The following is a 14,112-nucleotide window of genomic DNA, read 5'->3' as shown; positions in this document are numbered from 1 at the left end:
TGCCTACATGGTCGCCCCGTAACCCGTTAGCGAGGCAATCCGATAACCGCTGCAGGGTTAGGTGATACACAGATTGCGCAGTTGATGCTCAAGCCCGGCTTTGCGCCACCCCCCGTCCTGCAAAAGCTGCGCGTGCCGGATCTCTGACTAGATTGCAGTTAGCGCGGGTACAGCGGCGGCAGCGCGCTGGTATCCGGGTTTGTGGTGCTTTCGAGGTCTTCTACGGCGGGTAGGCTGCGAATCGCCAGCCACAGGTTGCGACCTTGCCAGTGCTGGCCGCTTTCGCTGTACAGCGCGCCATTCAGGCCGTCGAGGGCATCGGACAGCGGGGTAAAGCGCGCGGCCATATCGGCCAGGGTTTCCGGCTGCTGGCGGGCCCAGGCGTCCAGTGCATGGCGCGTGGCCTGTGAGTCGTTGGCCAGGCAGCTGCGTTTGAGGTCGTCGAGCAGGTTGCGCGGGCTGGGGCCGGTCTGCTGGCTGGGCAGTACCGCCGGTTGACGGCGTGCGCGCCACCACAGGGTAAAACCGAGCAGGGTGGTCAGGCTCAGCAGCGCGCTGCTCAGTTGCCAGGGCCAGAGTTGGACGTTGGCGGCTTCGCTGACTGCCGGGCGTGCTGCCTCAACGGGCAGGGTTTCCAGATTCGGGTTGGCGGCCACCTGCAGGTTGCGCGCCGGCAAGCTGCTGCGTTCCAGCTGATCAGTCGTGGTGTTCCACCACAGCACCTCGATTGCCGGCAAGGCAATCACGCCCTCACGGTTGGCTACCAGCGCTTCGCGTTCTTCACGGCTTGCTACCAGGCCATTGTCGCTGGCCTGATTAGCCAGTTGCGGTTGATCGGGGTAGCGGCGCAGGCCGGCAACCTGGGTGGCCGGCAAGGGCGGCAGTTGTGCGCTGGCCAACCCCTCGACCTTGAGCAGCAGGCTGCGGGTCAGCGAGTCGCCGACGCGGGCGGTTTCCGGCTGCGGGCTCCAGACTTCACTCAGGCTCAGCGAACGTGCCGGCAGCCAGGGAGCATCGGCTGGGTAGCTGGCCGGCTTGGCTTTTACCGTCAACGGGATTTCCGGCGAGCGGACCCGTACCACTTTGCCTGGGCGTGGGCCGAACGGGTTGTAGGTGTTGCTGGCGGAGCGGTCAAGCGCAGTGGCGGTAAAGGCCTGTGAGGGGATCAAGAGTTCGCCACTTTCCTGGGGGAAGATCGCGTAACGCAGCTCGATCACGCCATGGCGCACGCCGTTGATGTCTTTCTCATAGGTGCGCGGCTCACCGAGCGCTTCCACGCGTGCCTGGGGCATATCCAGTTGGGTCAGGCTGCTGTCGTCGTAAAGCGAAACGGAGTGGTAGATGCGCAGCGTCAGCACGGTTTGCGCCTGCACGTAGACGCTTTCCTGATCCAGGCTGGCGTCGATAAACACTGGGGCCAGGCGACTGTCATCGGCGCTGCTGGCCTGCTGCACGTGCAGGGTGATGGGGGCGCTTTGCAGCTGGTCGAGGCTTAGCGGGGGTATCACTACATAACCGCTGTGCTTGGGTTGCAGGGTGATGATCCAGCGGGTGCTGGCCTGGGCGCCCGTGCTGCCGCTGGTCAGGCGGTTGACCTGGCGGGTGCCGAGCACCTCGAACAGTTCATTGAGCGGCTGCAGATCGGGCTTGCCGAACAGTGTGGCGTCATCCGATTCCAGGGTCAGCTCAACACTCTCGCCGGCATCCAGGCGGGTGCGGTCGACGCTGGCGGTCAAGCTTTGCGCGCTGACGTTCAGGGCCAGCAGGCCAAGCAGAAGGGTACAGAGCAGTCGGCTCATTGCAGTTGTTCCTGGCGCTGTTGTTGTTCCAGCCTGAATTTACGCCGCAGCAGCTCGCCTGGATCGTCGGGGATCTGCCGCAGCCATTGTTCCAATGCCTGACGCCGCTCGCCGTCGAGGCTCGGCTCGGCGCTGGCGATCTGTTCTTCGCTGCTGTTGCTGTCGTCTTGTTCTGGTTGTTTCGGCGGTGTATCCGCGTCTTCGTCGGCGCCAGGTTGTGCAGGTCTTTCACCCTCACCCTTATCTTCAGGCGCTGACGGTTTGCCCGGCGCTTGCTCGGCTTGCTGCTGAGCATTGGGATCGGACTGGCCTGCCTGTGGCTGCTTGCTGGGCTGATTCTGCTGCTCGTCGGGTTCTTGCGGGTTGTCGCTTTGATTCTGCTGTTGCTGCTGGTTCTGGCGCAGCAGCTCTTCGACCAGGGCTTTGTTCTTTTGCGCCTGAGCCAAGTCGGGTTGCAGTTCCAATGCCTGGGTGTAGGCATCCACGGCGGCTTCCAGTTCATTGCTACGTGCCAAAGCGTTGCCACGGTTGTAGTGGTCGCTGGCGCTTTCGCCATTGGCGAAGCGTTCGGCGGCCGCGGCGTAATCGCCGGCCTGGTAGAGCGCCTGCCCTTGCCAGCGTGGGTCGTTGAAACGCTGCGCGGCCGCCGCCGGCTGTTGCGCCTCAAGCAGGCGCTGGCCTTGCTGGTCGGCACGCAGCCAGAGGTCGTCAAAGCCGAAGGCATAGCTGTTCTGCGGCAGGCCCAGCAGCAACAGCGGCAGGCACAGCAGCCAGCCGCGGCGGGCGGCGCAGGCGGCGAGTAACAGCAGCGGCAGGAGCAGCCAGTGGCTCTGGTCGGCCCAGGCTTGTAGGCGGGTCAGCTCGCCATCGCGGCGCAGCTGTTGCGGCGCATCGAGCAGGCCCAGGCTGCGCAGGTCGCGTTCATCCAGAGTGACGCCCTGGTACTGACCACCCAGCTCATTGGCAAAGCGCTTGAGGCCGTTGCTGTCCAGACGCGGCAGCAGGATGCTGCCTTGGGCGTCCTTGAGGAATGAGCCGTCTTCCTGAATGATCGGCGCGCCCTGGGTGCTGCCAATGCCGAGAATACGCAGGCGCTCGCCACGGCGGCCGAGGGCCTGACTGATGGCCTGGCGTTGTGCTTCATCGAGGCTGCTGGTCAGCAGCAGCAGGCGGCCATTGCCCTGGGCGCCCTGTTCGAGCAGTTGCAGGGCTTTGGCCACGGCCAGGTCGGCGCGCTTGCCCGGCTCCGGCATGATCCCCGGATTCAGCGCGTCGAGCAGGTTGCGGCTGGTGGCCAGATCATCGGACAGCGGCACCAGGGTATGTGCGCTGCCGGCGTACACGACGATGGCGGTTTGCGCATCCTGGCGCGCCTCCAGCAGGTCGAGCAATTTGCGTTTGGCCTGGGCCAGGCGATTGGGCGAGGCGTCGCTGGCGAGCATTTCCGGGGTCAGCTCCAGCAGCACCACCAATGGGTCGGCCGGCTTGGGGTTCTGCTGTTCGATGCGTTGCCAGCTCGGGCCAAGCAGCGCCAGCAATGCCAGCAGCCAGGCCAGGCCGAGGGCCAACCAGGGCAGGCGGCTGTTGCGCCCACCAGTGGCGGTCAGCAGCGCGGCCTGGAACGCGGCCGGCAGCAGTGCCTGCCAGCGCCCAGTGCGTTTCTCCCGGTGCCAGAGTTGCCAGAGCAGAAAGCCCAGCAGCGGTATCAGCAGCAGCCAGAAGGGTCGCTGCCAGTGCGGCCAAAGGCTGGTCAGTTCGTTCATGACTGTTTCCCCCGCAGCAGTTTCAGCTGATTGCGCCAGCGTTGTTGCAGGCTCGGCCAGAGTGTCTGGCTGACCAGCAGCAGGCTGAGCAGCAGGGCCAGGCCCAGTGGCCAGGGATAGAGCGGCAAGGTTGGCCGCGCCAGGGTCGGTTTCTGCGCCACCGGTTCCAGGCGGTCGAGGGTCGCTTCGATGGCTTGCAGCTCTTCGCTGTTGCGGGCGCGGAAGTATTCGCCGCCGGTGGCCTCGGCAATCGCGCGCAGGCTCGGCTCGTCCAGATCGATGCCGGGATTAAAGCCGAGCATGCCGAGCACGCCGCCTTGCTCAGGGTCGGCACCGATGCCAATCGGGTAAATGGTGATGCCTTCCTCGGCGGCCAGGCGCGCGGCAGTCATGGGGTCGATTTCACCGGCGTTGTTGGCCCCGTCAGTCACCAGTACCAGTACGCGGCTCTGCGCCGGGCGTTCGCGCAGGCGTTTGACCGCCAGGCCAATGGCGTCGCCGATGGCGGTTTGCGGTCCGGCGATATTCTTCTGCGCCTCATCCAACCAGGTGTGCACGGTCTGCCGGTCGAAGGTCAGCGGCGACTGCAGGTAGGCGCGGCTGCCGAACAGGATCAGGCCGACCCGATCACCCTGGCGGCCGTCGATAAACTCGCCGAGCAGGTGTTTGACCAGGGTCAGGCGGCTGACTTCCTGGTCTTCCCAGAGCATGTCGGAATAATCCATGGAGCCGGATACATCCACCGCCAGTAATAAGTCGCGGCCGCTGGCCGGCAACGGCAATGGTTCGCCCAGCCATTGCGGGCGCGCGCAGGCTAGCAGCAGTAACAGCCAGATCAGTGCAAACGGCGCCTGTTGCCACAGGGCTGGCAAGCGCACGCGGGCGCGGCGGCCGCTCAAACCTTCCAGCTCCGCCAAAAAGCTGATTTTCAGCGCTGCCTCACCGCTGTCCGCAGGCGGCAACCAGGCGCGCAGCAGCCAGGGCAGGGGGGCGATAAGGAAGACCCAGGGCCAGGCAAACTCAAACATGTTTGCGAATCCAGATCGACACCGCCTGGTTGAGGCCGGCGATGGCCTTGTCATCCAGGCTGCAGTGCGGGCGATAGGCGCCTTCCACCAGAATCATCCAGCGGGTCAGGCCGGCGGCTGGGCAGCGGCTGTCGAGAAAGGCCAGCCAGGCGCGGCTGCTGAGGATATGGCTGTGGCTTTGCGGGTAACGCTCGCGGCACAGGCGTTTGAGGATGGCGTTGAGCTGCTGCAGCCAGGGGCCGGCGTCGACGCCGTCGTAGGGTTTGCTCAGGCGTTCGAGTTCGTTCAGCGCGGCTTGGCGCAGTGGGTCGAGGGTTGCTTCGGCCGACTGTCCGGCAGCTTTACGCGGCAGGCGTTTGAGCAGCTTGAAAGTGACCCACAAGAGCAGCGGCAGCAGCACCGCAAGCAGCCACCAGCCGGGTGCCGGCGGCCACCAGCTGATGGGCGCAGGGGCGATCAGTGGTTCGAGTTGCTCCAGCGGGTTCACAGGGCTTTCCTTGGCCGCTGGGCATTCAGGTGTTCGCGCAGCTGCTCGATCATTTCGCTTTGGGTGTTCAGGGCCAGCAACGGTACGCCGAGTTTCTGTGCCAGGCGCTGCCAGCGTGCCTGACGGGCATCGGCCAGGCTGCGGTAGGCCTGGCGCAGTTCGGCGTCCTGGGTATCCAGCTCCAGCTGCGCGCCGTGTTCGGTAAAACGCAGCAGGCCGGCATTTGGTAGGGCATGGTCGAGCGGGTCGGAGAGCGGCAGCAACAACAGGTCGGTATGCCGCGCCAACAGCAGCAACTGCTGTTCGCTGCTGTCGTTCAGCGTGCGCTCATCACACAGAATCACCACCAGGCTGCCAGGGCGCAGCACTTCGCGGGCGCGGCGCAGGGCCAGGCCGAAGCTGTCGCGGCTGCCCTGAGTGTCGTTGCTCAGGCCTTGGTTGGCTTTGGCTAGGCGGCTGAGCAATTGCAGCAGGCTCTGCTTGCTGCGCCGTGGTTTGATTTCGTGGTGTTCCAGGTCGCCGAATACCAGACCGCCGATACGGTCGTTATGGCCCAGGGCGGCCCAACCGATCAGGCTGGCGGCCTGTGCAGCGAGCACGGACTTGAACATCAGTCCGGAGCCGAAAAACAGCCGCTTGCTTTGCTCGACCATGATGTAGATCGGCCGCTCGCGTTCTTCATGGAACAGCTTGGTATGCGGTTCCTGAGTGCGCGCGGTGACGCGCCAGTCGATGGTGCGCACATCGTCGCCGGCCTGGTACACGCGCACCTGGTCGAAATCCACGCCGCGCCCGCGCAGTTTGGAGTGGTGCAGGCCAATCAGCGGGCTGCGCCGTGCCGGGGTGGAAAACAGCTGCACCTCACGCACACGGTGGCGCATCTCGATCAGTTCACCGAGGCTGACGCGAATGCCGGGTTGCGTGGGTTGCTCGTGCATGGTGGTTAGGCGACCGCCACGACGTCGAGAATGCGCTGTACCACGCGGTCTTGGTCGATGCCGGCGGCTTCTGCCTCGAACGACAGGATGATGCGGTGACGCAGCACGTCGAACAGCACCGCCTGGATATCTTCCGGGCTGACGAAATCGCGCCCGGCCAGCCAGGCGTGGGCGCGCGAGCAGCGGTCCAGGGCAATCGAGCCGCGCGGGCTGGCGCCGTAGGCAATCCACTCGGCCAGCTCCGGGTCGAACTTGGCCGGGGTGCGCGAGGCCATCACCAGCTGCACCAGGTATTCCTCCACCGCATCGGCCATATACAGCCCAAGGATTTCCTGGCGCGCAGCAAAGATCGCCTGTTGGCTGACCAACTGCTCGGGCTTGGTTTCACCGTTAAGCGCTTCACCACGGGCCTGGGCGAGGATCTTGCGCTCCACGCTGGCGTCGGGAAAACCGATCTTCACGTGCATCAGGAAGCGGTCGAGCTGGGCTTCGGGCAGCGGGTAGGTGCCTTCCTGCTCGATCGGGTTCTGTGTGGCCATCACCAGAAACAGCGGCGACAGGTGATAGGTGCTGCGGCCCACGCTGACCTGCCGCTCGGCCATGGCTTCGAGCAGCGCCGATTGCACCTTGGCCGGGGCGCGGTTGATTTCATCGGCCAGCACCAGGTTGTGGAAGATCGGCCCCTGCTGGAACACGAAGCTGCCGGTTTCCGGACGATAGATCTCGGTGCCGGTGATATCCGCCGGCAATAGGTCAGGGGTGAACTGAATGCGGTGGAACTCGGCTTCGATACCTTCGGCCAGCTCCTTGATCGCTTTGGTCTTGGCCAGGCCGGGAGCGCCTTCGACCAGCATGTGGCCGTCGGCGAGCAAGGCAATCAGCAGCCTTTCGATGAGTTTTTCCTGGCCGAGGATCTGACTTGAAAGAAAATGTCGCAGCGCGACAAGCGCTTCACGGTGTTCCATCGTTAAGCTCATCCGGCAAATGTGACCAGCGAGTCTTGAATCTCGCCAGAGTTAAGTGGCAGCCACTTTAATGCAATCGCTGCCTCCTAGACTAACGTTGAACAACAAGGTTGTGGCGAAGGTCATTACTCGCGACTGCCTTGACCGAGTCCCCTGACGAATAACAAGCCAAACGGAGCAAACCCATGGCGTTCTTTACGGCGGCCAGCAAAGCCGATTTTCAGCATCACCTGCAAACGGCGCTGGCGCAGCACGTCAGTGAACAGGCTCTGCCACAAGTAGCCCTGTTCGCCGAGCAATTCTTCGGCATCATCGCCCTCGAGGAGCTGACTCAGCGGCGCCTCTCTGATCTGGTCGGCTGCACCTTGTCGTCCTGGCGGGTGCTGGAGCGTTTTGAACCGGCCAAGCCCGAAGTGCGGGTATTCAACCCCGATTATGAAAAACATGGCTGGCAGTCCACCCACACTGCCGTAGAAATTCTGCACAGCGACATTCCATTCCTGGTCGACTCGGTGCGCATGGAACTGAACCGTCGCGGTTACAGCATCCACACCCTGCAGAACAGCGTGTTCAGCGTGCGCCGCAACAAGAGCGGTGAGCTGCAGGAAATCCTGCCCAAAGGTGCCCAGGGCAAGGATGTGCAGCAGGAAGCACTGATGTTCCTGGAGATTGACCGCTGCTCCAGCGTCGGTGAATTGAAGACCCTGGAAAAAGACCTGCACGACGTATTCAGTGATGTGCGCCTGAGCGTTGCCGACTTCCAGCCGATGAAAGCCAAGGCCAAGGAGCTGCTGGCCTGGCTGGACAAGGTCAAGCCAAGCCAGGCCGGACTCAAGGTCGAAGGCGCCGAGCTGGAAGAGATCAAGGTGTTTATGAGCTGGTTGCTCGACGATCACTTCACCTTCCTCGGCTATGAAGAATTCACCGTCGAGGACAGCGCCGGCGGCGGCAGCATGGTCTACGACGAGAAGTCCCTGCTGGGCATGTCCAAGCGCCTGCGCACGGGCCTCAAGAGCGATGATCTGCATATCGAACCAGAAGCGGTGGCCTACCTGCGCGAGCCGCAGCTGCTGTCCTTCGCCAAGGCCGCCGTACCGAGCCGCGTGCACCGTCCGGCCTACCCGGACCTGGTCTCGATCCGCGAGCTGGATGCCAAGGGCAAGGTGGTCAAGGAATGCCGCTTTATGGGCCTGTACACCTCCGCGGTGTATGCCGAGAGCGTGTGGAACATTCCGTTTATCCGCCGCAAGGTGGCGGTGATCAAGCAGCGTTCCGGTTTCGACAGCAGCGCACACCTGGGCAAAGAGCTGGCTCAAGTCCTGGAAGTGCTGCCGCGTGACGATCTGTTCCAGACCCCGGTGGATGAGCTGTTCAACACCACCATGGCCATCGTGCAGATTCAGGAGCGCAACAAGATCCGCGTGTTCCTGCGCCGCGATCCGTATGGCCGTTTCTGCTACTGCCTGGCCTATGTGCCGCGCGATGTGTACTCCACCGAAACCCGCATGAAGATCCAGCAGGTGCTGATGGAGCGTCTGCAGGCCACCGATTGCGAGTTCTGGACCTTCTTCTCCGAGTCGGTACTGGCGCGGGTGCAGTTCATCCTCAAGGTCGACCCGAAAAACCGCGTGCAGATCGACCCGCTGCGTCTGGAAAAAGAAGTCATTCAGGCCTGCCGTTCGTGGAAGGACGATTACACCAGCCTGATCGTCGAGAGCCTCGGCGAAGCCCAGGGCACCGAAGTGCTCAGCGAATTCCCCGGCGGCTTCCCGGCCGGTTACCGCGAGCGTTTCGCCCCGCACTCGGCGGTGGTGGACATGCAGCACCTGCTTAGCCTGAACAATGAACGTCAGCTGGTGATGAGCTTCTACCAGCCGCTGACCCAGGGCGAGCAACAGCTGCATTGCAAGCTGTACCATGCCGATACGCCGTTGCCGCTGTCGGACGTGCTGCCGATTCTGGAAAACCTCGGCCTGCGCGTACTGGGCGAGTTCCCTTACAAACTGCGCCGCGCCGATGGCCGCGAGTTCTGGATTCACGACTTTGCCTTCACCTATGCCGAAGGTCTGGATGTCGATATCCAGCAGCTTAACGACACCCTGCAGGGCGCCTTCGTCAATATCGTTGGCGGCGCAGCGGAGAACGACGGCTTCAACCGTCTGGTGCTGATGGCCGCCATGCCGTGGCGCGACGTGGCGCTGCTGCGTGCCTACGCCCGCTACCTCAAGCAGATTCGTCTGGGCTTCGACCTCAGCTATATCGCCAGCACCCTGGTCAACCACGCCGATATCGCCAAGGAGCTGGTGCGCCTGTTCAAAACGCGCTTCTACCTGGCGCGCAAGCTCACCGCCGATGACCTGGAAGACAAGCAGCAGAAGCTCGAGCAGGCGATTCTCGCCGCGCTGGACAACGTTGCGGTGCTCAACGAAGACCGCATCCTGCGCCGCTACCTGGACCTGATCAAAGCCACCCTGCGCACCAACTTCTACCAGACCGATGCCAGCGGTGCGCCGAAGAGCTACTTCAGCTTCAAACTCAACCCGCGGGCGATTCCGGATATTCCACGGCCGACGCCGAAGTTCGAAATCTTCGTTTACTCGCCGCGTGTTGAAGGCGTGCACCTGCGCTTTGGCGATGTAGCCCGTGGCGGCTTGCGTTGGTCGGATCGCGAAGAGGACTTCCGCACCGAGGTGCTGGGCCTGGTCAAGGCGCAGCAGGTGAAGAACGCGGTCATCGTGCCGATGGGCGCCAAGGGCGGCTTTATTCCACGGCGTATGCCGGTCGGCGGCAGCCGTGATGATGTGCTGGCCGAGGGCATTGCCTGCTACCGCATCTTTATTTCGGGCCTGTTGGACATCACCGACAACCTGAAAGACGGCGCCGTGGTGCCACCGCAGAACGTGGTGCGTCACGATGGCGACGATCCGTATCTGGTGGTGGCGGCCGACAAAGGCACCGCAACCTTCTCCGATATCGCCAACGGCATTGCTGCCGAATACGGCTTCTGGCTGGACGATGCCTTCGCCTCGGGCGGCTCGGCCGGTTACGACCACAAAGGCATGGGCATCACCGCCAAGGGCGGCTGGGTCTCGGTACAGCGCCACTTCCGTGAGCGCGGCATCGACGTGCAGAAGGACAACGTCACTGTTATCGGCATCGGCGATATGGCCGGCGACGTATTCGGTAACGGCCTGCTGCTGTCGGAAAGCCTGCAACTGGTCGCAGCCTTCAACCATATGCACATTTTTATCGACCCCAACCCGGATGCGGCCAAGAGCTTTGTTGAGCGTCAGCGCCTGTTCGATCTGCCGCGCTCCAGCTGGGCCGATTACGACGCCAAGCTGATCTCGGCCGGCGGCGGGATCTTCCTGCGCAGTGCCAAGAGCATCGCCATCAGCCCGCAGATGAAAGAGCGCTTCGACATCAGCGCCGACAAACTGGCACCCAATGAACTGCTCAATGCCTTGCTCAAGGCACCGGTGGATCTGCTGTGGAACGGCGGTATCGGCACCTACGTGAAATCCAGCAAGGAAAGCCACGCCGATGTCGGCGACAAGGCCAACGACCTGCTGCGCGTAGATGGCCGCGAACTGCGTGCCAAGGTGGTGGGTGAGGGCGGTAACCTCGGCATGACCCAGCTGGGCCGCGTCGAGTACGGTCTCAATGGTGGCAAGAGCAACACCGACTTTATCGACAACGCCGGTGGTGTGGACTGCTCCGACCACGAGGTAAACATCAAGATTCTGCTCGGCGAAATTGTCGGCGCGGGTGACATGACCGGCAAACAGCGTAACAAGCTGCTGGTGGAGATGACCGACGCGGTTGGCGGCCTGGTACTGGGCAACAACTACAAGCAGACCCAGGCGTTGTCGCTGGCCGAGCGCCGCGCCCGCGAGCGGGTCGGTGAGTACAAGCGTCTGATGAGTGCTCTGGAAGCGGCCGGCAAGCTGGACCGCGCCCTGGAGTTTCTGCCTACTGATGACGAGCTCAACGAGCGCGCCGCCAACGGCTTGGGTCTGACCCGTCCGGAGCTGTCGGTGCTGATCTCCTACAGCAAGATCGACCTCAAGGAATCGCTGCTCAAATCCCTGGTGCCGGATGACGAGTACCTGGCCCGCGAGATGGAAACCGCCTTCCCGCCGCTGCTGGCGAAGAAGTTCGGTGAGCCGATGCGTCGCCATCGCCTCAAACGCGAAATCGTCAGCACGCAAATTGCCAACGATCTGGTCAACCACATGGGCATCACCTTCGTGCAACGCCTGAAGGAGTCCACTGGCATGAGCGCGGCGAATGTCGCCGGCGCCTATGTGATCGTGCGTGACCTGTTCCGCCTGCCGCACTGGTGGAAACAGATCGAGGCGCTGGACTACCAAGTGCCTGCCGAGTTGCAACTGCAGTTGATGGACGAGCTGATGCGCTTGGGGCGCCGCGCTACCCGCTGGTTCCTGCGCAGCCGTCGTAACGAGCTGGACGCTGCCCGCGATGTGGCGCATTTCGCGCCGCGCATCGAAGCACTGGTTGGCCGGCTCGACGAACTGCTCGAAGGCCCTGCCCGTGAACAGTGGCTGGCGCGCTTCCAGGCGTATGTCGAAGCCGGTGTGCCGGAAGAGCTGGCGCGTGTTGTCGCCGGTACCAGCCATCTGTACACCCTGTTGCCGATCATCGAGGCGTCGGATGTGACCGGGCAGGAGCCGGATCGCGTAGCCGCCGCGTACTTTGCCATTGGCGGGTCGTTGGAGCTGTCCTGGTACCTGCAGCAGATCACCAGTCTGCCGGTGGAAAACAACTGGCAAGCGCTGGCCCGTGAAGCCTTCCGCGATGACCTGGATTGGCAGCAGCGCGCCATCACCGTGTCGGTACTGCAAATGGCCGAAGGCCCGGCAGATATCGAAGAGCGCGCCTCCGTATGGCTGGATCAGCACCGCCGTCTGGTGGACCGCTGGAAGGTCATGCTCGGCGAGCTGCGTGCGGCCACCAACACCGATTACGCCATGTACGCTGTGGCGAACCGCGAGTTGATGGACCTGGCGCAAAGCGCCTGATGTGACAGTGATGGCCCGGAGGTAATTCGGGCCATTGCCAACAGGTTGTCTGGCTGTAGGTTGGCGCTGAGCGCAGCGAAGCCCAACAGGTGATGGCATCACGTGTTGGGCTTCGTCGCTATGCGCCTCAACGGAACGCCGCCCGATCCAACCTACTCACTACGAAAAACGCCGCGATTCCCATTGGGATCGCGGCGTTTTTTATCTGCCCAGATTAACGGCATTTGGGTAGCCCGGATGCAATCCGGGAGCGGTTTCTATCATGACGAATCGTCCCGGATTACATCCGGGCTACTACTCAGTCGTCGAAATCCATCCAACCGCCCATCTCCTTCCAGCGATTGACGATGCCGCAGAACAGCTCGGCGGTCTTTTCGGTGTCGTAGCGGGCGGAGTGTGCTTCCTTGCCGTCGAAGTCGATGTCGGCGGCCTGGCAAGCTTTGGCCAATACGGTCTGGCCGTAAGCCAGGCCGGCCAAGGTGGCAGTGTCGAAGCTGGAGAACGGGTGGAACGGGTTGCGCTTGATGCCGGTACGGTTCACTGCGGCGTTGAGAAAGCCCAGGTCGAAACTGCTGTTGTGGCCGACCAGGATCGCCCGCTTGCAGCTATTGGCTTTTAGCGATTTGCGCAGGCCACGGAAAATTTCCGTCAGCGCGTGCTCTTCGGTGACGGCCATGCGCAGCGGGTGGTCGAGTTTGATACCGGTGAAGTCCAGCGCCGCCTGTTCGATATTCGCCCCCTCAAACGGCTCGATACGGAAGAACTGGGTGTGCTCGGGGTAAAGGAAGCCGCCTTCGTCCATGCCGATGGTGGTGGCGGCGATTTCCAGCAGGGCATCGGTGGCGCAGTTGAAGCCACCGGTTTCCACGTCCACGACTACCGGCAGGTAGCCACGAAAGCGCGCGGCCATCGGGTGGCGCGGGCCGGAATGGCTGTTGCTCTCGGCTTCGTCGTCGTACAGGTCTTCACTCACGCTTGGCGCTCCAGCAGACGCCAGCGCAGGGTTTCACCGGCGCGCAGCGGGATAACGGTTTGTTCGCCCAGCGGCAAGCTGGCCGGCGCGGTCCAGTCTTCACGCACCAGGGTGATGGTCTCGCTGTTGCGCGGCAGGCCGTAGAAGTCCGGGCCATTGAGGCTGGCAAAGGCTTCCAGCTTGTCCAGCGCATTACGCTGCTCGAAGGCCTCGGCATACAGTTCGATGGCTGCATAGGCGGTGTAGCAGCCGGCGCAGCCGCAGGCGGCTTCCTTGGCATGCTTGGCGTGCGGCGCCGAGTCGGTGCCGAGGAAGAACTTGGCGTTGCCACTGGTGGCTGCATCCAGCAGGGCATCCTGGTGGGTGTTGCGCTTGAGGATCGGCAGGCAATAGAAGTGCGGGCGAATACCGCCCACCAGCATGTGGTTGCGGTTGTACAGCAGGTGGTGGGCAGTGATGGTGGCGCCGACGTTGGCCGAAGCGCCTTGCACAAACTCCACCGCATCGCGAGTGGTGATGTGCTCGAACACCACTTTCAGGGTCGGGAAACGCTCGACCACACGACTCAGGTGCTCACCGATAAAGACCTTCTCGCGGTCGAATACATCGATTTCGCTGCGCGTCACTTCGCCGTGCACCAGCAGCGGCAGACCGACTTCGGCCATGGCTTCGAGCACGGGGAAAATCTTGTCGATGCTGGTCACACCAGAGTCGGAGTTGGTGGTCGCGCCGGCCGGGTAGAGCTTGGCTGCGTGCACAAACCCGGAGGCTTTGGCCGTACGCACATCTTCAGGCTGGGTCAGGTCGGTGAGGTACAGCACCATCAGCGGCTCGAAACGGCTACCGGCAGGGCGGGCACTGAGTATGCGCTGGCGATAGGCATCGGCTTCGCTGGCGTTGCGCACCGGCGGCACCAGGTTGGGCATGATGATGGCGCGGCCGAAGGTGCGGGCTACATCGGCGACGGTGTGGGGCAGAACGCCACCGTCGCGCAGGTGGATGTGCCAGTCGTCGGGACGCAGCAGGGTAAGGCGGTCAGTCATGGAAGCTTCCAGGCGGGCAAAACGTGGCGAGAATGCTACCGGAAAAGCCCCGTGGCAGCACGTTGAAAGCGGGC

The 14,112-nt window shown here is 63.2% G+C and carries 9 protein-coding genes; 1 reads left to right on the top strand and 8 read right to left on the bottom strand.

Annotation, left to right across the window (positions count from 1 at the left end; genetic code table 11):
- Positions 1–158: 158 nt before the first annotated feature.
- The 6 genes from Q8M42_RS02525 to Q8M42_RS02500 are packed head-to-tail and all read right to left on the bottom strand — an operon-like array spanning position 159 to position 6,980.
- Positions 159–1,799 carry a BatD family protein gene (locus Q8M42_RS02525; protein ID WP_304864165.1) on the bottom strand — a complete coding sequence of 547 codons (1,641 nt, stop codon included), beginning with the start codon at positions 1,797–1,799 and terminating at the stop codon, positions 159–161.
- On the bottom strand, positions 1,796–3,562 hold the full coding sequence (locus Q8M42_RS02520) for a VWA domain-containing protein (protein WP_370692685.1): 1,767 nt from the start codon (positions 3,560–3,562) through the stop codon (positions 1,796–1,798). The genes Q8M42_RS02525 and Q8M42_RS02520 overlap by 4 nt, the downstream gene beginning before the upstream one ends.
- Positions 3,559–4,590 carry a VWA domain-containing protein gene (locus tag Q8M42_RS02515; protein ID WP_304864162.1) on the bottom strand — a complete coding sequence of 344 codons (1,032 nt, stop codon included), beginning with the start codon at positions 4,588–4,590 and terminating at the stop codon, positions 3,559–3,561. Before Q8M42_RS02515 ends, Q8M42_RS02520 begins: the two co-directional genes overlap by 4 nt.
- Positions 4,583–5,077 (bottom strand): DUF4381 domain-containing protein, encoded by a 495-nt coding sequence (locus tag Q8M42_RS02510; RefSeq protein ID WP_304864160.1) that lies wholly within the window; start codon positions 5,075–5,077, stop codon positions 4,583–4,585. Before Q8M42_RS02510 ends, Q8M42_RS02515 begins: the two co-directional genes overlap by 8 nt.
- Positions 5,074–6,015 carry a DUF58 domain-containing protein gene (locus Q8M42_RS02505; protein ID WP_304864158.1) on the bottom strand — a complete coding sequence of 314 codons (942 nt, stop codon included), beginning with the start codon at positions 6,013–6,015 and terminating at the stop codon, positions 5,074–5,076. Before Q8M42_RS02505 ends, Q8M42_RS02510 begins: the two co-directional genes overlap by 4 nt.
- Before the next feature lie 5 nt (positions 6,016–6,020).
- Positions 6,021–6,980 (bottom strand): MoxR family ATPase, encoded by a 960-nt coding sequence (locus Q8M42_RS02500; protein ID WP_136662503.1) that lies wholly within the window; start codon positions 6,978–6,980, stop codon positions 6,021–6,023.
- 185 nt (positions 6,981–7,165) lie between these two features.
- On the opposite strand from Q8M42_RS02500, the gene Q8M42_RS02495 reads away from it, so the two are divergent.
- Positions 7,166–12,022, top strand: a complete 4,857-nt coding sequence (locus tag Q8M42_RS02495) for an NAD-glutamate dehydrogenase (RefSeq protein ID WP_304868878.1) — start codon at positions 7,166–7,168, stop codon at positions 12,020–12,022.
- A gap of 298 nt (positions 12,023–12,320) precedes the next feature.
- Here Q8M42_RS02495 and rnt read toward each other — a convergent pair whose 3' ends face one another.
- Both rnt and pyrC read right to left on the bottom strand, forming a co-directional pair.
- Complete coding sequence (gene rnt, locus Q8M42_RS02490; RefSeq protein WP_304868876.1) at positions 12,321–12,995, bottom strand: ribonuclease T; 675 nt, start codon at positions 12,993–12,995, stop codon at positions 12,321–12,323.
- Complete coding sequence (gene pyrC, locus Q8M42_RS02485; protein ID WP_304868874.1) at positions 12,992–14,038, bottom strand: dihydroorotase; 1,047 nt, start codon at positions 14,036–14,038, stop codon at positions 12,992–12,994. Before pyrC ends, rnt begins: the two co-directional genes overlap by 4 nt.
- Positions 14,039–14,112 lie beyond the last annotated feature (74 nt).

The organism is Pseudomonas sp., assembly GCF_030684895.1.
Taxonomy (GTDB): domain Bacteria; phylum Pseudomonadota; class Gammaproteobacteria; order Pseudomonadales; family Pseudomonadaceae; genus Aquipseudomonas.
This window is presented reverse-complemented; position numbering and strand designations above follow the sequence as displayed.